Below are 22,148 nucleotides of genomic sequence, written 5' to 3'. Positions count from 1 at the left end.
CTCAGGCCTCCTTGCCGACGGCGATGGCGTCTTCCGACGAGCGGAAGGACGGGCGTCCGCGCACCGCGGTCTCGTGCAATTCGTCGAGGATTGCGATGGTCAGGATGGCGAGGCCGATAGCGAGGCTCGCCTGCGGGATGACGAGCGGCACGGGCACGATGCCGTAGGATTTCTCGTTGAAGGCCCACGAATCGAGGGCGAGCTTGGCCGTGTACCAGGTGCCGTAGCCGCTCGCGAGGGCGGAGAGGCCGAGCGCGAACAGCTCCATCGGCCTGCGCAGCCTTTCCCCGACGAGGGACAGCAGCATGGTGACGCGGATATGGCTGCCAGCCTTGAGGCTGGCGCCGAGCGCGAGGAAGCTGCCCGCCGCAAGAAGGAACCCGCCGATCTCGGCGAGCGAGGGCACGATGAATCCGGTCTGCTCGAGCCCGACCGTGCGCAGGGCGCTGTCGAGCAGGCGGGCACCGACCTGCAGGCCGACGAGGACGGCGATGGCGACGAGGCAGAGGCCAGCGAGCCAGAGCGACAATGAATAGAGACGGTCGAGGGCCGCGCGCATGAGGCCTCCTCCTGCCGGCAGGATGATGAAAGGCGGGCGTCACCGCCGCCGGGGCGGTGCGGATCATTGCATCGAGGGCGCCGGGTCATGCGGCGGTGAGATGCAAGCCGGTGGTGCTGTTCCCCTCCCCCCGCTTGCGGTGGGGAGGGGCTAGGGGTGGGGGGCGATGCACCGTCCCAACCCCTGCCACCGTCAGCCTGCGGCACCGCTCCCTACCCCGAGCCTCCCCACCACTGCGTGGGGGAAGGGGGAATGGCTCCCGGAGCCCTTGGAGCGATCTATCCGCGATCGGCTCCGATGCGGGACAGCCCTGTCCTCAATTGCGGTAGGCGTCGAGGATGGCCTTGCCGTCCTCGCCTGCGGCCTTCTCCCACTCGGCGGTCATCGTGGCGCCGATCTCGGCGAAGCCCTTCTTCATGTCCTCGGAGGGGGCGGTGACCTTGATGCCGTTCTTGGCGAGCAGGTCCGTCTTCTCCTTGGTCTCGACGGCGCTCATCTCCCAGCCGCGCTCCTCGGCCTTCTTGGCCGCCTCGAGCACCGCCTGCTTCTCGGCGTCGCTGAGCTTGTCGAAGGCGGCCTTGTTGACGATGACCATGTTGCGCGGCAGCCAGGCCTGGGTGTCGTAGTAGTGGCTGAGGAAGTCCCACACCTTGGAATCGGTGCCGGTGGAAGGCGAGGTGATCATCGCGCCGACGCGGCCGGTGGCGAAGGCGGTGGCGATGTCCGAGGCCTCGATCTGCACCGGGACCATGCCGGCGAGCTGGGCGACGCGCTCCGTCGACTTCGAATAGGCGCGGAACTTGACGCCCTTGAGGTCGGCGAGCGTGTCGAGCTCCTGCTTGGCGAAGATGCCCTGCGGCGGCCAGGCCACCGAGAACAGCAGCATCAGGCCCTGCTCGCCGAGCTTCTTCTCGAGGATGGGCTTCTGGGCCGCATAGAGCTTCTTCGAGGCGTCGTAGCTCGAGGCGAGGAAGGGAACCGAATCGACCTCGAAGATCGGGCTCTCGTTGGCGAGGCGCGAGACGAGCAGCTCACCGGCCGGCACCGTGCCGCTGCGAACGGCATTCTTGATGTCGGGGTGCTTGATCAGCGACTGGTTGGCGTGGACCGTGATCTGCAGCGAGCCGCCGGTCGCCGCCTTCACGTCCTCGGCGAACTGGACGATGTTCTTGGTGTGGAAGTTGCCGTCCGGATAAGGCGTCGGCAGGTCCCACTTGTTCTGCGCCACGGCCGGCGAGGCAAGAAGCGCCGCAAGGCCGAGGCCCGCGGCAGCGCGCGTCAAAACGTTCATGACAATCTCTCCCGTGCGGCGCGCGCCCCTTCGCGCGCCGATATTCGCATGCTAGCGGGGCCGGATTTCATGTCAACAAATTGTTGACGTTTTATCATCGTCCTGCTTCTCTCATCCCATGCGCTGCGGCCCGGGAGGGCCCGACGGCGCCGGCAGGAGCGCCTCGGCAACGGCCGACGCGAGGCCGGCACGAAGCCCAGCGTGATTTCGGACATCGGGAGAGCATGATGGCAGGTCGGTGGGATTTCTGGATCGATCGCGGCGGCACGTTCACGGACGTCATCGCGCGTGACCCGCAGGGCAGGCTGCATGCGCGCAAGCTCCTCTCCGAGAACCCGGAAGCCTACCGCGATGCCGCCGTCCAGGGCATCCGCGACCATCTCGGCCTCGCCAGGGGCGAGGCGATCCCCGCCGGCCTCATCGGCGACGTGCGCATGGGCACGACGGTGGCCACCAATGCGCTGCTCGAGCGCAAGGGCGACCGGGTCGCGCTCGTCACCACGAAGGGCTTTCGCGATGCCCTGCGCATCGGCTACCAGGCGCGGCCGAAGATCTTCGCCCGCAACATCCTCAAGCCCGAGGAGCTCTACGAGAGCGTCGTCGAGATCGAGGAGCGCGTGCTGGCCGACGGCACCGTCGAGGCGGCGCCCGACCTGATGCAGGTCGAGGTGCAGCTCGCCGGCATCCGGGCCAAGGGCATCGATGCGCTCGCCATCGCCTTCATGCATGCCTACCGCTATCCCGCCCACGAGCAGGCGGTGGCGGAGCTCGCCCGCCGCATGGGCTTCACGCAGGTCTCGGTCAGCCACGAGGTCTCGCCGCTCGTCAAGCTCGTCGGACGCGGCGACACCACGGTGGTCGACGCCTATCTCTCGCCGATCCTGCGGCGCTACGTGGCGCAGGTGTCGGAGGAACTCGACATCGCCCGCACCGGCGCACGCCTCATGTTCATGATGTCGTCGGGCGGCCTCACCGCCGCCGAGCTGTTCCAGGGCAAGGACGCCATCCTCTCGGGGCCGGCCGGCGGCGTCGTCGGCATGGCCGAGACGGGCAAGTCCGCAGGCTTCGACCGCGTCATCGGCTTCGATATGGGCGGCACCTCGACGGACGTCGCCCATTTCGACGGCGAATACGAACGCGCCTTCGAGACCGAGGTGGCCGGCGTGCGCATGCGTGCGCCGATGATGCTCATCCACACGGTCGCTGCGGGCGGCGGCTCGATCCTGCATTTCGACGGCTCGCGCTTCCGCGTCGGGCCCGATTCGGCCGGCGCCAATCCGGGTCCCAAGTGCTATCGCCGCGGCGGGCCGCTCGCGGTGACCGACGCCAATGTCATGCTCGGCAAGCTGATGCCGGAGTTCTTCCCGAAGATCTTCGGCCCGGCGCAGGACGAGGCGCTCGACGCCGAGGCGGTGCGCGCGGCTTTTGCCGCCATGGCGGCGGAGGTCGGTGACGGGCGCAGCCCCGAGGAGGTGGCCGACGGCTTCATCCAGATCGCCGTCGCCAACATGGCCGAAGCCATCAAGAAGATCTCGGTGCAGCGCGGCTACGACATCACGGCCTATGCGCTGAACTCCTTCGGCGGGGCTGGCGGCCAGCACGCCTGCCTCGTGGCCGATGCGCTCGGCATGACGAAGGTGCTGATGCATCCCTTCTCGGGCCTGCTCTCGGCCTATGGCATGGGCCTCGCCGACGTGCGCGCCACGCGCCAGAAGGCGCTCGACGTGCCGCTCGATGCCGCGGCTCCGGCCGCCGTCGCGGCGCTGGGCGATGGGCTCGCCGCCGAATGCCTCGCCGAACTCGAGGGCCAGGGCATCGCGCGCTCCGACATCGAGACCTTCGTGCGCGCCCATGTGCGCTATGCCGGCACCGACACGGCGCTCGCCGTGCCGGCGGGGGACGTTGCCGCCATGCAGGCGGCCTTCGAGGACGCGCATCGCCGCCGCTTCGGCTTCATCGACGACACCAAGGGGCTCGTCGTCGAGGCGGTCGAGGTGGAGACCGTCGGCGGCGGCGCCCGCTTCGCGGAGGAGGCGGCGGGCGACGAGCAGGCCGCCCCGGCCGAGCCGCACCGCACGACGCGCTTCTTCAGCCAGGGCCGATGGCACGAGGCCGGCGTCTTTCTGCGACAGGAGATGAAGGCGGGCGCCCGCGTGCCGGGGCCGGCCGTCGTCATCGAGCCGAACCAAACGGTGGTCGTCGAGGACGGCTGGGAGGCGCAGCTGACCGGCAAGGACCACCTCGTGCTCGAGCGGGTGAAGGCGCTGCCCAAGCGCACCGCCATCGGCACCGAGGCCGACCCGGTGATGCTGGAGATCTTCAACAACCTCTTCATGTCCATCGCCGAGCAGATGGGCGTGACGCTGCAGAACACCGCCTATTCGGTGAACATCAAGGAGCGGCTCGACTTCTCCTGCGCCGTCTTCGACCGCGAGGGGCGGCTCGTGGCCAATGCGCCGCACATGCCGGTGCACCTCGGCTCGATGGACCGCTCGGTGGAGACGGTCATCCGCCAGAACCCGGTCATCCGCCCCGGCGACGTCTATGTGCTCAATGCGCCCTACAACGGCGGCACGCACCTGCCGGACATCACGGTGTGTACGCCCGTCTTCGACGAGAAGGGCGAGAACATCCTCTTCTGGGTGGCGAGCCGCGGGCATCATGCCGACGTCGGCGGCACGGCGCCGGGCTCCATGTCGCCGCGCGCCCGCACCATCGAGGAGGAGGGGGTCTATATCGACAACTTCAAGCTCGTCGACGAGGGCCGCTTCCGCGAGAAGGAGCTGATCGACCTCTTCCTCGGCGCCAGATATTCGGCCCGCAACGTCGTGCAGAACGTCAACGACCTCAAGGCGCAGATCGCCGCCAACGAGAAGGGCGTGGCCGAGCTCAGGAAGATGATCGGCCACTTCGGGCTCGACGTGGTCGAGGCCTACATGGGCCACGTACAGGACAATGCCGCCGAGAGCGTGCGCCGCGTGCTCGACCGGCTGCACGATTCATCTTTCGAATACGAGATGGACCAGGGCTGCTTCATCCGCGTGAAGATCACGGTCGACAAGGAGAAGCGCGAGGCGACCGTCGACTTCACCGGCACCTCGCCGCAGCGCGACGACAACTTCAACGCGCCCGCGCCGGTGACGCGCGCCGCCGTGCTCTATGTCTTCCGCGTCATGGTGGATGACGAGATCCCGATGAATGCCGGCTGCCTCAGGCCCATCAACGTCGTCGTGCCGGAGGGCTCCATGCTGTCGCCGCGCTACCCTGCGGCGGTGGTCGCGGGCAATGTCGAGGTGAGCCAGGCCGTGACGAACTGCCTGTTCGGTGCGCTCGGGGCGCTCGCCGCCGCCCAGGGCACCATGAACAACCTCACCTTCGGCAACGACCAGTACCAGTACTACGAGACCATCTGCTCGGGCGCGCCGGCCGGCGAGGGCTTCAGCGGAGCCGACGGCGTGCACACGCACATGACCAACTCGCGCCTGACGGATCCGGAAATCCTCGAGACGCGCTTCCCCGTCGTGCTGGAGGACTTCCACATCCGGCCGAACTCGGGCGGAAAGGGGCGCTGGCGGGCCGGCAACGGCACGAGCCGCACCATCCGCTTCCGCGAGGCGATGGATTGCGCCATCCTCTCCGGCCACCGCCGCGTGCGGCCCTTCGGGCTCGCGGGCGGCGAGCCGGGCCAGGCGGGCCGCAACCTCGTGCGCCGCAAGGACGGGCGCATCGAGGAACTCGGCGGCTGCGACCAGACGTTGATCGAGGCCGGCGAGGCGATCACCATCATCACGCCGACCGGCGGCGGCTACGGCAAGGCCTGATCGGCCGTGCGGTGATGCCTGGCCGATGCGAATCGGCCAGGAGGAAGAGCCGGGCAGGCGCAGTGGGCGCCTGCCCCAGAAGGAGGAGCCGGAGCACATGATCAGGGTCATCATCGCCGGGGCGACCGGCTGGGTCGGCAAGGCGCTCGTCGCCGCCGTGCACGAGGCGCCGGATCTCGCGCTGGTCGCGGCGGTCGCGCGTTCGGCGGCCGGGCGCGATGCGGGCGAGGTGGCCGGCATCGGGCCGATCGGCGTCGAGATCCTGCCGGATGTCGACGCCGCGCTCGCGGCGCAGGCCGACGTGCTCGTGGACTATACCAAGCCGGGCGCCGTGAAGGCGCATGCGCTCAAGGCGATCGCCGCCGGCTGCCACGTGGTCGTCGGCACGTCGGGCCTCGGGGCGGAGGATTATGCCGAGATCGACGATGCCGCGGAGGAACGGGGCATCGGCGTGATCGCCGCCGGCAACTTCTCGATCACGGCCACGCTCATGAAGCGCTTCGCGCTCGAGGCGGCCAAATATGTCCCCGACGTCGAGATCATCGACTATGCGGCGGCGCAGAAGCCGGATGTGCCGTCGGGCACGGCGCGGGAACTCGCCGAGACGCTCTCCTTCGAGCGCCTGCATCCGACCTCGCGTCCGGTCGACGATCTCAGCGGCATCCGCGAGACGCGCGGCGGCGCCGTCGGCCTGTCGACGCCGGTGCAGGTGCATTCGGTGCGCATGCCGGGCTACCGCCTGTCCTGCGAGGTGCTGTTCGGCCTCGATGACGAGCGCCTGGCGCTGCGGCACGACGCCGGGTCCTCGGCCGCCCCTTACGTCGGCGGCACGCTGCTCGCCGTGCGGAAGGTGGCGGAGAAGCCGGGGCTCAGGCGCGGCCTCGACAGCATCATGGACTGATCAGGAGCCGCCGACGAGGCCCGGCGGCCGCAGCACGCCGAGCGTGCCGTCGGTCCGCGGGCGCGGAGGCGGGGCATAGTCCTGTGCCCGATAGGCGGGCGGAGCCTGATAGGTGGCCGGCCGGTCCTGGTGTCCGTAGACCGGCGCGGCGTGGCTCGTCGCCATCGGCGGCGCGTTGGCCGGCGCCGGCCCGACCTGCCATCCCGGCGGCGTCCGGGTGGACGACATGCCGAGATATTCCTCGTCGATGACGGCGCCGCCCTCGTCCTCTCCCTCGCCGAGCGGCTGGTCGTGGATGGTCATGGGGCTGCCACCGGGGCGGTCGTAGCCCTTGTAGACCGGGCCGGCCGGCCGGGGCGTGTAGGCCGGCTCGCCGCCATAGGGAGCGGCCTGCCGGGGCCTCGCGTCATACTGCCCGGGCACGAGGCGCGGCGTGAACTTGATGACCGGCTTGCAGATCGTCCGGCCCTTGGCATGCCGGGCGAGATCGAGATGGAAATGGTCGTAGTGGAATGCGTCCGAGCCCGGGCCGAGCACCGTCGAGAAATAGCGGCAGGAGCCGACGAAGACCTCGCGCAGGAATTCCTGCTCCACCGGATCGCCCTTCCACCCTTTGGCGACCGTGATCTTGCGTCCGTCCGACAGGTGGAAGGCCATGACGTCGACGGCGTTGCCGTAGGAGTGCTCCGACTTGCGCGCGCCCGCCTGATTGTTCATCGAGCGGCACGAATAGGACCCGGCCCGCAGCTCCGTCACCGGCGCGCCGAAATAGAGCGAGGCGGCGGGCTGGACGACCTCGATCAGCCAGGTGTCGAAGGTGGAGATCGCGGGGCAGGCGAGCACCGCCTTGGACGTCAGGCCGATCTCGCCGCCGGCGAAAGCCTTCACGCGGAAGGGATAATCCATGCCGCAGGAGCCGGGTCCGGAGATCGACTTCATCGGCTCGACATAGGCCGACGGCTGCACGAGCTTCTGCGCGAGGCAGGCCGATTCCGCCTCGCTGCGCCAGGCTTCGCGTTTCTCGAATGTCATCAGCCCGCAACCGGCGACGCCGGCACAGGCCAGTATCGCCGCGGCGAATGTCGCAAATCTGCGCGCCATTAACGCAACTCTCCGCGCGCCCCCTTATGCGGCGGAGGATGCAGGGATTGTCCTAACGTTTCTTCAACGTTGACAGAACCTTGGCGGAAATGGGCAACGTCTCGTATGACGGGTTTGCGAAGCAATATTGCTGCCTCTGCTCGAAGTGCTTTTCAGAAGTACTGGAATCGAGCTGATGGAGTGCCTCCGCCGGGTATCGTAATCCCCAGCCTGTAGCTGGCGAAAAGCGAAAGGGAATGAACCATTTAACGAACGATAAAGGATGTTGTACGGAGGCCATGCCGCGTTGCACAACATTTGGCGCTTCGCAAGGCCGCCCGTTGCTGCTAGATTCCGTCCCCTAGGTCAAACCCATGGAGGTCACCTATGGGCCTGACGCTGCTGTCACGTTTGAACATCGTGGCGATGAGTGCCGCCTTCCTGTTTGTCGGCGCCATCATCATCGGGGCTTTCTGACCGGCGGCTTCGCCGCCTTTGTCGATAGTGTTCCCGTTGCATAGCGTTCAAAACAAGCCATCGAGAACGGAGATCCAGGTGCGAGGGATCTTCCTTCTTCGAAAAGCCTCGTGACCGTTCCCTTTCGGGCGGTGCGTGCAATCAAGCCCCAACCAAGCCCAAGGGTCGCCGTCTCCCGACGGCGACCCTTTCAACTGGGAGATCCGGTCGCCGTCTCCCGACGGCGACCCTTTCAACTGGGAGATCCGGTCGCCGTTTCCCGACGGCGACCCTTTCAATTGGAAGATCCGGTCGCCGTCTCCCGACGGCGACCCTTTCCGGTTCATGACCCGATCGCCGCCAGGGAGACGCGGTCCTGCCATTTCGGCTGTTCGGCCGTTTCAGCTGTCGGGACAGGGCTCGCTCGTCACGTGCCAGGAGGTGTTGTTCAGCTCCATGCCGCAGGTGGCAAGGCGCGGGCCGGCGCTGGTGGGCAGGCAGACGACCTCGCCGAGCTCGTAGTCGCGCCCCTTGGCCCGGCAGGTGCAGGGGATGGTCATGGGGGCCGCCGCTCCAGGGGCGGCCGAATGGCCGGCGGCACCGTGCGCGGGCGGTCTCGACATGACCTGCGCCCCGGCGATGGGCACCGGAAGCGCGGTACAGCCGAGGATCAGGCTGCAGGCAAAGAGGCGAGCGAGGCGGCACAGGCCCGCCCTTGATGGGCCTCCCATGCCGGATGCCTGTCCCGGCTTGCCGACGGAGCACAGAGCCATGGCGTTCTCTCGCCTTGCAGCCCGGCGTCGAGCGTCGCGCCGACCCGCCCCCGGGTCAAGATGTCCACTGCTCCCGCGCGCCGAAATAATACCGCCGGACCTGTTGGCCCCGGCGGGCCATGCCTATATTGCAGGCACCATCATGAACGGGAGGCCATGCTGACGATGCTTTCTTCTTTCGCGCGTTTTGCCCGCGTTGCCGCCATTGCAGTGGCGGCCGTCTTTGCGACGGCCGAGCTGGTCGAGGCCAGGGCGGGGCGGGGAGGCAGCTTCGGCAGCCGTGGCGTACGCACCTTCAGCGCCCCGCCGCCGACCAACACGGCGCCGCGCCCGACCCAGCCCATCGAGCGGTCGATGACCCAGCCCGGCCAGACGACGCCCGGCGTCGCCGCGCAGCGCCCCGGCGCCGCCCAGGCCGCGCCACAGCGGCGTTTCGGCACGGGGTTCTTCGCCGGCCTCGTGGGCGCGGGTCTTCTCGGCGCGCTCTTCGGTGCGGGCTTCTTCGGCGGCCTCGGCGGTCTCGGCTCGATCCTCGGCATGCTGCTGCAGATCGCGCTCATCGGCGGCCTCGTCTGGCTTGCCCTGTCATTCTTCCGCCGCCGCCAGCAGCCGGCCTTCGCAGGCGCAGGCGCCGGTCCCGCGAACGGTGCCGCACGCTCGTCGCTGCCCGGCCTCGCCGGCCTTGGCGGTGGGCCGGCGGGCGGCATGACCGGCGGCAGCATGGCCGCCGGTGCGGGGGACGGCTCGCTCGCCCTCGGTGCGGAGGACTTCGACGCCTTCGAGCAGGCCCTGCAGGATGTCCAGAAGGCCTTTTCGGACGAGGACCTGGCGGCGCTCCGGCGCCTGACCACGCCGGAAATGGTCTCCTTCCTCGCCGAGGACCTGGCGGACAATGCCAAGGAGGGCGTCGTCAACCGCCTCGCCGATCCCAAGCTCCTGCAGGGGGACCTCGCGGAAGCCTGGCGCGAGGGGGCGGAGGACTACGCGACCGTCGCCATGCGCTTCTCGCTGATCGACTACAAGGCGGACCGCACGAGCGGCGCCGTCGTCGAGGGCAGCACGAGCGAGCCCGTGGAGGCGACGGAGCTGTGGACCTTCCGGCGCAGCCGCGGCGGTCCGTGGCTGCTGTCTGCCATTCAGCAGGCATGATCCGCCCCGCCGTGGGCTGAGCGGCGCCTTGGCGCCAGCCGCGTGAGGCCGTAGCATCGCTTCCGCCGAGAAGGAGGGGAGCGATGCCACAGGCATTCCGGGGTGTCTCGCGACAGGTGCAGGCGGCGGCCATCGCCGCCGTTTCGGTGTTTGGCCTCGCGCTGGCCGGTGCCGCGCCAGCGCAGGCGCAGAGCTGCGGGCGGGACGGCAGCGGCTTTTCCGCCTGGCTCGCCGCATTCCGCCAGCAGGCGGTGGCCCAGGGCATTCCGGCCGAGGTGGTGGCGGCCGGCCTCGACGACGTCTCCTACGACCGGGCGATCATCTCGCGCGATCGGGGACAGGGCGTCTTCCAGCAGAGCTTCCTGCAGTTCGCCGGGCGCATGGTGGCCGATTACCGCCTGAAGACGGGCGCCAACCGCATCCGCCAGCAGGCCGGCCTGTTCTCCGCCATCGAGCGCCAGTACGGCGTGCCGGCGGAGCCGATCGTCGCCTTCTGGGGGCTGGAAACCGACTTCGGCGCCAACACGGGCAAGGATCCGACGCTGAAGGCGCTGGCGACGCTCGCCTATGACTGTCGGCGGCCCGAACTCTTCCGCGGCGAACTGATGGATGCGCTGCGCATCGTGGCGCGGGGCGATCTCCGGCCGTCGGAGATGCGCGGCGCCTGGGCCGGCGAGCTCGGCCAGATGCAGTTCATGCCGTCCTTCTACTACAAGTACGGCGTCGATGCGGATGGCGACGGGCGCGTGGACCTGCTGCGCTCGACCCCGGACGCGCTCGCCTCGGCCGCCAATTTCATGAGCAGCCTCGGCTGGCGGCGCGGCGAACCGTGGCTCGTCGAGGTGCGGGTGCCGGCGAGCCTACCCTGGCATGAGGCGGATCTCGAGATCCGCCATTCGGCCTCGCAATGGGCGAGCTGGGGCGTGACGCCGCGGGCGGGCGCCCTGCCGCCGGGCAACGCCTCGCTGCTGCTGCCCATGGGCCGCAACGGCCCGGCCTTTCTCGCCTATGACAATTTCCGCGTCTTCCTGCGCTGGAACCAGTCCTTCGTCTACGCGACGACGGCGGCCTATTTCGCGGCGCGGCTCGCCGGCGCGCCGGCGGTGGCGCGCGGCAACGGCGAGGTGGCCATGCTCGGTGCCAAGGAGATCGCGCGGCTGCAGCGCCTGCTGGCGCAGCGCGGCTACGATCCGGGGCCGATCGACGGCAAGCTCGGTGCGGCGACGCGCGCGGCGGTGAAGAAGGCCCAGATGGAGTTCGGACTACCGGCCGATTCCTTCCCCACCGCCGAACTCATCGCCCGCCTCGGCGGCGGCTGACGGTCAGCGGCAGCTGTAGCCGACGAAGCACTGGGCGGTGTCTCGGGTCGCCAGGTATTCCGGCACGGGGAAGTCGCGCGCGGAGCAGTTGTTGACGTAGGTGCTGAACAGGTGGGGGCCGCGCGAGATCATGACGCGTCCCTGCCGCTGCACCATCTCCTGCAGCTCGGCGCAGCTGTGCGCTTGGGCGGGGACCGGGGTCTGCTGGGCAAGGGCGGGCGTCGCGGCGCCCGCGAGAAGGACCGAAGCAATCAATACGTTACGCAAGTTCATTGCGCCGTCTCCTTGGCGTTTCTCAGGTGCCTCGGTGCCCCGCCTCACATGGGGTGTCGCGGTCGTGACGTCACGAGCGCAAGCCATGCCCGCCCCGCATGGCGGGCTGCGCCGGTCGAATGCTTCTGAAGCTGCAGGTGGATGCGGGGGAGCCCGCGACGCTATTTGCTGAGGCAGCTGTAGCCGATCAGGCATTGGGGATTGTCGCGCGCCGGCACGTAGGCGGGGCTCGGGATGTCGCGGGGCGCGCAATTATTGGCGTAGGTGCCGAACATGTAGGGCGCGGTCGAGATCACGACGCGGCCCTGACGCTGCACCAGCGCCTGCAGCTCGGCGCAGGTGAGGCTACGGGAAGGAACGGGGCTCTGCTGGGCGAAGGCGGGAACGGCCGTGATCAGGACGAGCGCGGAAGCGGCGAGCAGGTTTCGCAGCGGCATCGGGATCTCCCTGGGGGCGCTGTTCCGTCCCCCCGCGGGAAGATGGGTTGCGTTCTCAACGGCGTCATCCGGCAACCATGCCGTGCGTGCCATCGTCGCGGCATTCCGGCCGTCTCCTCACGCAGATGTGACGGCATGCGCCGGCGACATTGACAAGCCGCGGATCTTGTCGCCTCATCTGCGCATGGGGGTTCTGCGATCCCCTCACGAGGCGACAGGCCGAAGCATCGCGTTCCGCTCCTCTTGATTGAGAAGGGACGCTGTCATGCCGTCGTTCAATGCCATTTCTCCGGACAAGCTCTTCCGTCTCATCGGCACGCCGAAGTGCCCGGTTCTCGTCGACGTGCGCACCGACGAGGATTTCGCCGCCGAGCCGCGCCTCGTGCCGGGGGCGATACGCCGGCCGGGAACGGAGGCGGCCCGATGGGCGCAGGAGTTCATCGGCCGCCAGGTCGTCGTCATCTGCCAGAAGGGGCTGAAGCTCAGCCACGGCGCGGCAGCCTGGCTGCGCCAGGCCGGCATCGCCGCCGAGGTGCTGGAGGGGGGCACGCAGGCCTGGAGCACGGCGGGCCTGCCGATGGTGCCGGCCGAGAAGCTGCCGGCGCCGGACGCGCAGGGCCGCACGCTGTGGGTGACGCGCTCGCGGCCGAAGATCGACCGAATCGCCTGCCCCTGGCTCGTCCGCCGCTTCGTCGATCCCGCCGCCGTCTTCCTCTTCGTCCCGCCCTCCGAGGTGCTCGCCGTCGCCGACCGTTTCGGCGCCACGCCCTTCGACGTGGAGGAGGTGTTCTGGAGCCACCGCGGGCCCTTGTGCACCTTCGACGTCATGGTCGAGGAATTCGGCCTCACCGTCGGGCCGCTGTCACATCTGGCCGCCATCGTGCGCGGCGCCGACACGGCCCGCCTCGACCTCGCGCCGGAGGCGGCGGGGCTGTTGGCGGTTTCCCTCGGCCTGTCGCGCATGTATGCGGACGACAACGAACAGCTCGAGGCGGGCCTCGTTCTCTATGACGCGCTCTACCGCTGGTGCCGCGACGCGACGGACGAGACGCACAACTGGCCGACGAACAAGATGAAGGGCACGTCATGACCGAGACATTGCGGACCGCGCGGGACGAGGACGCGGCGCCCGCCGGCCGCTTTCCAAGCTTCTCGGAAGGCGTGCGCACCTGGGCGCGAATCGCGGCGCTCAGCTTCGGCGGCCCGGCGGGGCAGATCGCGGTCATGCATCGCATCCTCGTCGAGGAGAAGCGCTGGCTCGGCGAGAAGCGCTTCCTGCACGCGCTCAACTTCTGCATGCTGCTGCCGGGGCCGGAGGCGCAGCAGCTCGCCGTCTACATCGGCTGGCTGATGCACCGCACCGCCGGCGGCATCGTCGCCGGCGTGCTCTTCGTGCTGCCGGGGCTCGTCGCCATCATGGCGCTGAGCGTGATCTACGCGCTCTACGGCAATGTGGGCTTCGTGCAGGGGGTGTTCTTCGGCCTCAAGGCGGCGGTGCTCGCCATCGTCTTCGAGGCGGTGCTGCGCATCGGCCGGCGGGCCCTGCGCAACGCCACGATGGTGTGGCTGGCCGCGGCGTCCTTCATCGCCATCTTCGTCTTCGCCGTGCCGTTCCCGCTCATCATCGCCGCGGCCGGCCTCATCGGCTACATCGGCGGCCTGAGGCGGGTGGCGGCCTTCTCCGGCGGCGGGCACGGCCCGGCCGCCAAGGCGGGCGTGGACGACGCGCGGACGGTGCTCGGCGAGACCATTCCCGCCCATGCCCGGCCCGGCGGCACGCGGGCGCTGACGGTCGCGGCCGTGCTGCTCGTGCTGTGGCTCGCCCCCACCGCAGCGCTCCTCGCCGCCTTCGGGACGGGCAACGTGTTTGCCGACATCGCGGTCTTCTTCAGCCAGATGGCCGTGGTGACCTTCGGCGGGGCCTATGCGGTGCTCGCCTATGTGGCGCAGGAGGCGGTCGGCACCTACGGCTGGCTGGCGCCCGGCGAGATGCTGGACGGGCTCGGCATGGCCGAGACGACGCCAGGGCCGCTGATCATGGTCACGCAGTTCGTCGGCTTCATGGGGGCCTTCCGCGATCCCGGCACCCTGTCGCCGCTCACGGCCGGCATCCTCGGCGGGCTGTTGACGACCTGGGTCACCTTCACGCCGTGCTTCCTGTGGATCTTCCTCGGCGCGCCCTATGTGGAGCGGCTGCGCGACAACCGCGGGCTCGCGGCGGCGCTGTCCGCGATCACGGCCGCCGTGGTGGGCGTCATCCTCAACCTCGCCGTATGGTTCGCCTTGCACGTCGTCTTCGGCGAGGTCGGCACGTTCGAGGGCTTCGGCATGAAGCTCGCGGTGCCGGAGCTCGAGAGCATCCGGCCGATCGCGGCGGCCCTGTCGGTCCTCGCCGTCCTCGCCGTCTTCCGCCTGCGGTGGGGCATGATGACGGTGCTCGGCCTCAGCGCCGCCGCCGGCGTCGCCCTGCAGCTCGCCGGCCTCGGGGCGTAGCTCAGCCGCGCAGCGGCTTCAGCGCCTCGGCCCAGCGCTTCAGCTCGACGAGGAGCGCCTCGGCGCTCTTGATGTGCAGTTCGTTGGGCTGGAAAACGCCGTCCTTGACGTGCTGGGCGACCATCGGGACCGTGACGGCCTCGACGATGGGTACGAGGCGCATGGCGGACAAGGTCTGCTTCGTCATCTGCACCGCCCTGAGGCCGCCGGAGACGCCGCCGTAGCTGGCGAAGGCGCAGGGCTTGTAGCCCCATTCGTTGTAGACGTAGTTGAGCGCGTTGAGGAGCGCGGGCGTCGGGCCGTAGTTGTACTCCGGCGTGACGAAGACGAAGGCATCGGCGGCTTTGACGCTCTCGCTCCAGCGCTTCGTGTGCTCGTGCTCGTACTTGCCCAGGCGCGGGTGGTGCGGCTCGTCGTAGATGGGCAGGTGGAAGTCGGCGAGATCGACGAGGTGGGTGTCGAACGTGCCCTGCTTGACGGCGAGCTCATGAAACCACTTGGCGACGGACGGGCCGACGCGGCCCGGACGGGTGCTGGCAATGATGACGTTGAGACGCAGCATGAAGTCTCCCATGGCGAGAATCGGCGGGGTTCGACCGTGAAGACGGCTGCGGACAGGATTAGGCCGCCCCCGTGACGCCGGCAAGGCGCGGGCAGGCGGGCCCGGCGGCGGGGCCGGCGAACCTCACGCCTTCGTGTGCGTCTCAGGCGGCGCGATGATTGGCGGCATGGGCCGCGAGCCAGAACAGGTCGTTGGGCAGCGTGCCTGCCTCGTCGGCGGAGAACTCCGGCCGGATCCGCCGCAGGTAGTGCATCGGCAGCGGGCCCTTGTTCTTCACCGCGACGGAACCGCGCGGCTCCGTCTCGAACAGGGCGGCGACATAGAGGCAGGTGCGGTCGGAGATGTTGATCTCGTCCGGCGTGCAGGCTGCTTCCATGCGCTCGGCGAGATTTACGGTATCGCCCCAGATGTCGAAGGTGAACTTGTGCCGGCCCACGACGCCGGCGATGAGGGGCCCCGTGTGGATGCCGATGCGCAGCGGCCAGGGGCGCATGTGCAGCTTGGCGCGCGCGCGATTGGCTCGGGCCGTCGCTGCCCGGATCTGCAGGGCGGCGAGGCAGGCGTCGATCGGGTGGGAGCGGTTGGCGACAGGCACCCCGCCGACGCACAGGTAGGCATCGCCGATGGTCTTGAGCTTCTCGATGCGATTGCGGGCGGCGATCTCGTCGAAGCAGCTGAAGACACGGTCGAGCTCACCGATGAGACCGGCGGGCTCGGTCTGCTCCGTCAGATGCGTGAAGTTCTCGAAGTCTGTGAAGATGACCGATGCGGATTCGTAATAGCGGGGCTCGACGCGGTGATCGCGCTTCAGTTCCTCGGCAATCGCCGCCGGCAGGATGTCGAGCAGGAGGCTGTCGGCCTTGTCCTTTTCCGCGATCAGCGCTGTGCGCGCCTCCTCGAGCGCGCGCAGCATCTCGTTGCGCTCGATGAGCTGCCGGCGCAGCTCCAGCTGCGCCACTGCCTGGCGGGCGAGCTGGCGGATGGCCTCCTGCTGGCCCGCGCTGATCTCATGGGCCGTGAAGTCGATGACGCAGAGGGTGCCGAGGGCGTAGCCCTCCGAATTGATCAGGGGCATGCCGCAATAGAAGCGCACATGCGGTTCGCCGGCGACGGTGCCGAGGTTGCGGCAGCGCTCGTCCGCCATCGTATCGGGGATGTAGAGCAGGTCGTTGCGGGACAGCTTCTGCGAGCAGATGGTGATGTCGCGCGGGCATTCCGTCAGCTCCGGCGGCAGGCCGTATTTCGCCTTCAGGAATTCGCGCCGCTCGTCGATGAGGCCAATGAGGGCGGCGGGGCAGTCGCAGATCTGGGCCGCAAGCTCGGTCAGGGCGTCGAAGGGAAATTCGGGCGGCGTGTCGAGGACCGCGTAGCGGGCAAGGGCAGCAAGGCGTGCCTCCTCGCCGGGCTGGGCGGAGATGGCCATGGCTGTTCTCCTGTGCTGGTCTCGACCGGCAGGAGACATTTATACACCATCTCGTCCCGGGGCTGGGGCGCTCTTGGGGCGCCCGCGCGGAATTGGCCCGGCGCCCGTCAGCCCTTGCGGCGGCGCCCGCCCTTCTTGACCTTGGTCGAGCCGGCCCAGTCGTCGTCGAGGTGCGGGGCGGGGCCCGCCGCGCGGGGCAGGGTCTCGCGGCCGGGGCCCATCTCGTCGAGCGTCGGCTTGCGGGCGCGGGACCCGCTCTCCGGCGGCGGCAGGTTGGCCTTGGCGCCATACTTGCGCTGGCCGGCATAGCTGCCGGCCTTGTCGGCCACCTCCTCCTGCCGCGCCAGCGGATCGTTGGCGATGGCGAGCTCGGTCGCCTGCAGGCGCTTCAACTCGTCGCGCAGGCGGGCCGCCTCCTCGAACTCGAGGTTGGCGGCGGCCTCGCGCATGCGTTTCTCGAGGTCGGCCATGACGGCCTTGAGGTTGTGGCCGACGGCCCCCTTCTCGGCGAGGCCGGTATCGACGCGCACGTGATCGCGCTCGTAGACCGAGTCGAGGATGTCGGCGATGTTCTTCTTCACCGACTGGGGCGTGATGCCGTGCTCGGCGTTGTAGGCGAGCTGCTTCTCGCGGCGCCGGCTGGTCTCGGCCATGGCCCGCTCCAGGCTGCCGGTCATGGCATCGGCATAGCAGATGACGCGGCCGTCGACGTTGCGCGCGGCGCGGCCGATGGTCTGGATGAGCGAGGTCTCCGAGCGCAGAAAGCCTTCCTTGTCGGCATCGAGGATGGCGACGAGGGCGCATTCGGGAATGTCGAGGCCCTCGCGCAGCAGGTTGATGCCGACGAGCACGTCGAAGGTGCCGAGGCGCAGGTCGCGGATGATCTCGATGCGCTCCAGCGTGTCGATGTCGGAATGCATGTAGCGCACGCGCACGCCGTGCTCGTGCAGATATTCCGTCAGATCCTCGGCCATGCGCTTGGTCAGCACGGTGACGAGGGCGCGGTAGCCCTGGGCGGCCACCGCCTTCACCTCGCCGAGGAGGTCGTCCACCTGGCTGCGCGCCGGGCGGATCTCGACCGGCGGATCGACGAGGCCGGTCGGGCGGATGACCTGCTCGACGAAGACGCCGCCGGTACGCTCCATCTCCCAGTTGGCCGGCGTCGCCGAGACGTAGACCGACTGCGGCCGCATGGCGTCCCATTCCTCGAAGCGCAGCGGCCGGTTGTCCATGCACGAGGGCAGGCGGAAGCCGTATTCGGCGAGCGTCGCCTTGCGGCGGAAGTCGCCGCGGTACATGGCGCCGATCTGCGGCACGGTGACGTGGCTCTCGTCGACGAAGATGAGGGCGTTGTCGGGCAGGTATTCGAACAGCGTCGGCGGCGGCTCGCCCGGCTTGCGGCCGGTGAGATAGCGCGAATAATTCTCGATGCCGGCGCAGGAGCCGGTCGCCTCCATCATCTCGAGGTCGAAGGTGGTGCGCTGCTCGAGCCGCTGGGCCTCGAGCAGGCGGCCCATGCGGTTGAGCTCCTCAAGGCGCCATTTCAGCTCTTCCTTGATGCCCTTGATGGACTGGATGAGCGTCGGGCGCGGCGTCACGTAGTGCGAATTGGCGTAGACCTTGACGAAGGAGAGGTCGGCCGTCTTCTCGCCGGTGAGCGGATCGAACTCGACGATCGATTCCACCTCGTCGCCGAAGAGGCTGATGCGCCAGGCCCGGTCCTCGTAGTGGGCCGGGAAGAGCTCGATGACGTCACCGCGCACGCGGAAGGTGCCGCGCGCGAAGTCGAGCTGCGTGCGCTTGTAGTGCAGGGCGACGAGGTCGGCGATGAGCTGGCGCTGCTCGATGGTCTCGCCCACCTTCACCGAGAAGGTCATGGCGGTGTAGGTCTCGACCGAGCCGATACCGTAGATGCACGAGACCGAGGCGACGATGATGACATCGTCGCGCTCCAGCAACGCGCGCGTCGCCGAGTGGCGCATGCGGTCGATCTGCTCGTTGATCGAGGATTCCTTCTCGATATAGGTGTCCGAGCGCGGGACGTAGGCCTCCGGCTGGTAATAGTCGTAGTAGGAGACGAAGTACTCGACGGCGTTGTCCGGGAAGAAGGACTTGAACTCGCCGTAGAGCTGGGCCGCCAGGGTCTTGTTGTGGGCGAGGATGAGCGCCGGGCGCTGCGTCTCCTCGATGACCTTGGCCATGGTGAAGGTCTTGCCCGAGCCGGTGACGCCGAGCAGCACCTGGTCGCGCTCGGCGGCCTCGACGCCGCCCACCAGTTCCTTGATCGCCTGCGGCTGGTCGCCGGCGGGCTCGAAGTCCGACTTCATGCGGAAGCTGATGCCGCCTTCGGACTTCTCCGGCCGGGGCGGGCGATGCGGCGTCCACAGCTTGCCGTCCTTGAAGAGTGGATTGCCGCTTTCGAGCAGGGCCGACAGCGCCGCGACCGTCGCCGAGACACCGCCCGGCGCAGCCTCGGCATCCGCTGGCCTATCCGTCCGCTTGCCGGCGCGCCGCGACGGCGCGTCGCCGGCCTCGGGAACGAAGCGTGCCTGGGGCGCCTCGCCGAAGCCGGCGGCTCCGCCCGGCCCGGCGGTGCCCTTGTTGAGGGCCGGGTTGAGCAGATCCGCGAGAAACGGGTCGAGCGGTTTCAGCTCCGGCTTTGCGGCCTTGGAGCGGGGGGAAGACGACTTGCGGGCCATGAGAACGAATATGGTACGAGTCTGCGCGTGACGGAAGGGGGTCGTGCGGCGGGCGGAGCCAGGCGACTCGTCTGGAGCCTTCGGCGCGTTGCCGGCGCTGGTTCCCGGGCCGCATTCCGCTTCGCTGCATGTGCCCGGAAAACGAAGCTGCTCCTGAAGAAGGCGATGTGCGATCCGCCCGCTGCCGGCCTTCCCGTTGCCCCTGCGACAGGACCGGTGCACAAAGGCGCGGCCGTGGGGCAGGGAGATTGATGATCGATGCGTTGCAACATCTGCGGCGGCACCGCCTTCGAGGACATGCCGAAGCGCCCGTTGGCGCGCTGCACCACCTGCCGCTCGCTGGAGCGCACACGGGTCGCGGCTCTGAAGATCACGGAACAGGTGCGGCCGCAGCCGGGCGCGCACGTGCTGCATTTCGCGCCCGAGCAAGGGCTGTCGCAGCTCCTGCGCGGCATCGCCAGAGAGAACTACCGCGCCGTCGACATCGACCCGCCGCGCTATGCCCATCTCGGCCTCGACGTCGAGCCGTTCGACCTGTGCCGCGACGTGTTCACCCTGCCGCGCAGCCGCTACGATCTCATCGTGCACAACCATGTGCTCGAGCATATCGAGTGCAATTATTCGGTCGTGCTCATCCGTCTCGCCCAGTCGTTGAGCGAGAACGGCGCGATGCTGTTCAGCGTACCGATCGTCGGGGACGATTTCACCGATGCCATCGTCGATGCGAGCGACGAGGAGAAGGCCGCGCGCTTCGGGGCCTTCCGCCACTACCGCCATTTCGGCCGCAGGTTCATCGCCGAGACCCTCGGCATGATCTTCGACATGGCCCCGAACTATGACCTGACAAGGGATTTTCCGCCCGAGGTGCTGCGCGAGGCCAATATTCCCGAGCATCACTGGCGTGACTTCACCGGCACCAGCATCTTCGTCGTACGGCGGCGCGACCTGCGCGTGTGACGGCTCAAACGTCCGACAGCTCGAAGTCGAGCACGAGGATGCCGTCGATGCCGCCTTCGCACAGGGCGACCAGGGCGGCACCCGCGACCTTGTGATCGGGATGGGCGAGATAGGCGTCGCGCGCCGCGGCGTCGGCGAAATCGACCACGAAGCCGTGCGTGTAACCGCGCGCCAGCCCTTCCGGGCTGGTGTCGTGCCCGCCCTCGAAGCCGAGCATGCCAGGGACGACCGCCCGGAGGTTGGCGAGCGCGTCGAAGACGGCCTCGATCTCGCCCTGTTCCGTCCCGGTCGCGAACCTGACGAGGACGACGTGCCGCACCCGCGGTCCGCCCGCCGTGGCCGCTGCAGGCATGGCAAAGGCGCCAACTGCCGCCGCGCCGATCGCCGGCAGCATCAGCGCGCGTGTCAGCGAACGTCTGGAGATCGGTTGTGTCGTCATCAGCGCGGCCTCGATCTGTTTGGGCGACCTTAGCCGCGGCGGCGGCCTCGCGACTTCGCGCCGACGGCGCACGGCTATGCGAAATCGGCGTCCCGTCATGCGTGGCGCGCCGTTGACTGGACGGGGCTGCACGGGCATGCCGAAGATCGGGCTGGCAGTATCAGAACAGTCTCTCCGAAAGCGCCGCAGCGATGGCCGACGGTCTCCTTTCCGTTTTCTCGATCGAAGCCGTCGGCGCCGTTGCCGCCGTGCTCACGACGCTGTGCTGGATCCCGCAGGCGGCCCGCGTCATCCGCACGCGCGAGACGCGGGCGATCTCGCTGACGACGCAGGTGGCGCTGACCTGCGGCGTCGTGCTGTGGCTCGTCTACGGCCTGTTCATCGGCAGCTGGCCGCTGATCGGCTCCAATGCCGTCACCCTCGTCCTGCTCGGCGTCATCCTGACGATGAAGCTGCGTTACGGGTGACGGCGCGCCCCGCAGGCGTTAAGATTTCGTTCATCACGACGCGTAACGGTTCGGGACCGTTCCGCTCCGCCCGACAGGCGAGACCGCCGGTCCCCGGACGGGGCTGGCGACGTGCTGCCAACGAGATGACCGGATATGACACGGCGAACCCGAAGCTGCGGACAAGGTCGCTTTGCGCGCATGCGTTCGGCATGCGCGCGGCGCCGGCTGCGCCTGCTTTCGGCCGCTGCCGTCGTCGTTGCCGCCGCCAGCGCGCCCGCCTCCGCATCCGAGGCGATGCCTGCCACCGCGCCGCTGCCTCCGGTGCGGCCCCCGCCCGAGGGCCAGGCCATGCCGCTCGAGGAATGGCAGGCATTCGACCAGTCGTTCTCCTTCAATGCCGAGATGTGGACCGACAGCCCGCAGGAGCCGATCTGGGCCGAGATGTCCGCGATCGCCGCGCAGTTGCTGAGGCGCGGCAACCGGCGCGCCATCGCGCCGATCCTGACGCTGGCGCCGGTGGCGAGAGGCATCAAGGAGACCGACGCGGGCCTCAGCGGCCCGTTGGCCGTGCGGCAGGAGAAGGCCTTCGGCCTGCGGCTGAGGACCGGGCAGGGTGTGTCGTTCGCCACCGAATTCAAGAGCGGTGAGGGCACCTGGCAACCCGTCGATACGCGCCTTGCCTGGCGCGTCGCCCGGCAGATGCCGGCGGACGAGGGCTGGGTGTGGTCGGCGGGCTTCGGCGGCGGCCTGCCGGTCGGCCACGCGCCATACTCGCAGACGCTCGATGTGGCGCTCGGGCGGCGTTTCCGCGGCGGGGAGGGCGCCTGGTCCGTGATGCCGGAGCTCGCCGTCAACACGGTCTACACCAGCCACGGGGCCGAGCGCTGGCAGACCACCTTGAGGCCGCAGGTCAAGGCCAAGGTGGACGTGCTCAAGTCGGCCGACGACCGGCTCAAGCTCTATCTGGAATCGTCCGTCGGCTATGCGCTGCCGGTCGGCGCGGACGCGGCCGGGCTGTCGGCGGGGACGCGGCTCAACCTCATCTTCCGGCCCGGCGGCTGAGGCCT

General features: G+C 69.1%; 19 protein-coding genes. 9 read left to right on the top strand and 10 right to left on the bottom strand.

Features of this window, described 5'->3' with window-relative positions; all coding sequences use genetic code 11:
- Window position 1: 1 nt before the first annotated feature.
- A complete protein-coding gene (locus AL346_RS02380; RefSeq protein WP_019400370.1) occupies window positions 2-559 on the bottom strand; it encodes a TRAP transporter small permease in 558 nt (185 codons plus the stop codon).
- 316 nt (window positions 560-875) lie between these two features.
- Window positions 876-1,850: a TRAP transporter substrate-binding protein gene (locus AL346_RS02375; RefSeq protein ID WP_019400371.1), complete on the bottom strand. Its 975-nt coding sequence runs from the start codon at window positions 1,848-1,850 to the stop codon at window positions 876-878.
- Between the two features lie 224 nt (window positions 1,851-2,074).
- On the opposite strand from AL346_RS02375, the gene AL346_RS02370 reads away from it, so the two are divergent.
- Both AL346_RS02370 and dapB read left to right on the top strand, forming a co-directional pair.
- Window positions 2,075-5,671: a hydantoinase B/oxoprolinase family protein gene (locus tag AL346_RS02370; protein WP_053193215.1), complete on the top strand. Its 3,597-nt coding sequence runs from the start codon at window positions 2,075-2,077 to the stop codon at window positions 5,669-5,671.
- A gap of 97 nt (window positions 5,672-5,768) precedes the next feature.
- Window positions 5,769-6,572 carry a 4-hydroxy-tetrahydrodipicolinate reductase gene (gene dapB, locus AL346_RS02365; protein WP_026014804.1) on the top strand — a complete coding sequence of 268 codons (804 nt, stop codon included), beginning with the start codon at window positions 5,769-5,771 and terminating at the stop codon, window positions 6,570-6,572.
- Here the strand turns inward: dapB and AL346_RS02360 are convergent, their stop codons facing one another.
- Both AL346_RS02360 and AL346_RS24920 read right to left on the bottom strand, forming a co-directional pair.
- Window positions 6,573-7,604: an extensin family protein gene (locus AL346_RS02360; RefSeq protein WP_019400374.1), complete on the bottom strand. Its 1,032-nt coding sequence runs from the start codon at window positions 7,602-7,604 to the stop codon at window positions 6,573-6,575.
- Window positions 7,605-8,509: 905 nt separating this feature from the next.
- Window positions 8,510-8,668 carry a hypothetical protein gene (locus tag AL346_RS24920; protein ID WP_019400376.1) on the bottom strand — a complete coding sequence of 53 codons (159 nt, stop codon included), beginning with the start codon at window positions 8,666-8,668 and terminating at the stop codon, window positions 8,510-8,512.
- Window positions 8,669-9,046: 378 nt separating this feature from the next.
- Between AL346_RS24920 and AL346_RS02355 the strand changes: the two genes are divergently transcribed.
- Window positions 9,047-10,030: a TIM44-like domain-containing protein gene (locus tag AL346_RS02355; RefSeq protein WP_026014805.1), complete on the top strand. Its 984-nt coding sequence runs from the start codon at window positions 9,047-9,049 to the stop codon at window positions 10,028-10,030.
- An 83-nt stretch (window positions 10,031-10,113) separates the two neighbouring features.
- On the top strand, window positions 10,114-11,349 hold the full coding sequence (locus AL346_RS02350; RefSeq protein WP_019400378.1) for a lytic murein transglycosylase: 1,236 nt from the start codon (window positions 10,114-10,116) through the stop codon (window positions 11,347-11,349).
- A gap of 3 nt (window positions 11,350-11,352) precedes the next feature.
- On the opposite strand, the gene AL346_RS02345 is transcribed toward AL346_RS02350, so the two are convergent.
- Together AL346_RS02345 and AL346_RS02340 are read right to left on the bottom strand one after the other, a co-directional pair.
- Window positions 11,353-11,622: a hypothetical protein gene (locus AL346_RS02345; RefSeq protein ID WP_019400379.1), complete on the bottom strand. Its 270-nt coding sequence runs from the start codon at window positions 11,620-11,622 to the stop codon at window positions 11,353-11,355.
- A gap of 161 nt (window positions 11,623-11,783) precedes the next feature.
- Window positions 11,784-12,059 (bottom strand): hypothetical protein, encoded by a 276-nt coding sequence (locus tag AL346_RS02340; RefSeq protein WP_019400380.1) that lies wholly within the window; start codon window positions 12,057-12,059, stop codon window positions 11,784-11,786.
- A 265-nt stretch (window positions 12,060-12,324) separates the two neighbouring features.
- Between AL346_RS02340 and AL346_RS02335 the strand changes: the two genes are divergently transcribed.
- Together AL346_RS02335 and chrA are read left to right on the top strand one after the other, a co-directional pair.
- On the top strand, window positions 12,325-13,149 hold the full coding sequence (locus tag AL346_RS02335) for a sulfurtransferase/chromate resistance protein (protein ID WP_019400381.1): 825 nt from the start codon (window positions 12,325-12,327) through the stop codon (window positions 13,147-13,149).
- Window positions 13,146-14,552, top strand: a complete 1,407-nt coding sequence (chrA, locus tag AL346_RS02330; RefSeq protein ID WP_053193213.1) for a chromate efflux transporter — start codon at window positions 13,146-13,148, stop codon at window positions 14,550-14,552. Before AL346_RS02335 ends, chrA begins: the two co-directional genes overlap by 4 nt.
- A gap of 1 nt (window position 14,553) precedes the next feature.
- Here the strand turns inward: chrA and AL346_RS02325 are convergent, their stop codons facing one another.
- The 3 genes from AL346_RS02325 to uvrB all read right to left on the bottom strand — a co-directional run bounded on the left by AL346_RS02325 (window position 14,554) and on the right by uvrB (window position 19,236).
- The gene (locus tag AL346_RS02325) at window positions 14,554-15,114 is read right to left on the bottom strand and encodes an NADPH-dependent FMN reductase (protein WP_026014807.1); all 561 of its coding nucleotides are present in this window, start codon (window positions 15,112-15,114) and stop codon (window positions 14,554-14,556) included.
- A gap of 142 nt (window positions 15,115-15,256) precedes the next feature.
- Window positions 15,257-16,537, bottom strand: coding sequence for an adenylate/guanylate cyclase domain-containing protein (locus tag AL346_RS02320; protein WP_019400384.1), 1,281 nt, complete (start codon window positions 16,535-16,537; stop codon window positions 15,257-15,259).
- Window positions 16,538-16,644: 107 nt separating this feature from the next.
- Window positions 16,645-19,236: an excinuclease ABC subunit UvrB gene (gene uvrB, locus AL346_RS02315; protein ID WP_019400385.1), complete on the bottom strand. Its 2,592-nt coding sequence runs from the start codon at window positions 19,234-19,236 to the stop codon at window positions 16,645-16,647.
- Between the two features lie 258 nt (window positions 19,237-19,494).
- Here uvrB and AL346_RS02310 point away from each other — a divergent pair, with 258 nt between their 5' ends.
- Complete coding sequence (locus AL346_RS02310) at window positions 19,495-20,193, top strand: bifunctional 2-polyprenyl-6-hydroxyphenol methylase/3-demethylubiquinol 3-O-methyltransferase UbiG (protein ID WP_019400386.1); 699 nt, start codon at window positions 19,495-19,497, stop codon at window positions 20,191-20,193.
- A gap of 4 nt (window positions 20,194-20,197) precedes the next feature.
- Here the strand turns inward: AL346_RS02310 and AL346_RS02305 are convergent, their stop codons facing one another.
- Window positions 20,198-20,632: a Dabb family protein gene (locus AL346_RS02305; RefSeq protein ID WP_245258829.1), complete on the bottom strand. Its 435-nt coding sequence runs from the start codon at window positions 20,630-20,632 to the stop codon at window positions 20,198-20,200.
- Between the two features lie 191 nt (window positions 20,633-20,823).
- On the opposite strand from AL346_RS02305, the gene AL346_RS02300 reads away from it, so the two are divergent.
- Complete coding sequence (locus AL346_RS02300; RefSeq protein ID WP_019400388.1) at window positions 20,824-21,099, top strand: SemiSWEET family sugar transporter; 276 nt, start codon at window positions 20,824-20,826, stop codon at window positions 21,097-21,099.
- A gap of 180 nt (window positions 21,100-21,279) precedes the next feature.
- Entirely contained in the window at window positions 21,280-22,143 is an 864-nt protein-coding gene (locus AL346_RS02295; RefSeq protein ID WP_019400389.1) for a hypothetical protein, read from the top strand.
- Window positions 22,144-22,148 lie beyond the last annotated feature (5 nt).

The organism is Chelatococcus sp. CO-6, assembly GCF_001271345.1.
GTDB classification, from domain to species: Bacteria; Pseudomonadota; Alphaproteobacteria; order Rhizobiales; family Beijerinckiaceae; genus Chelatococcus_A; species Chelatococcus_A caeni.
Note: the sequence above shows the minus strand (reverse complement) of the source record. Positions and strands in the feature narration are given on the sequence as shown.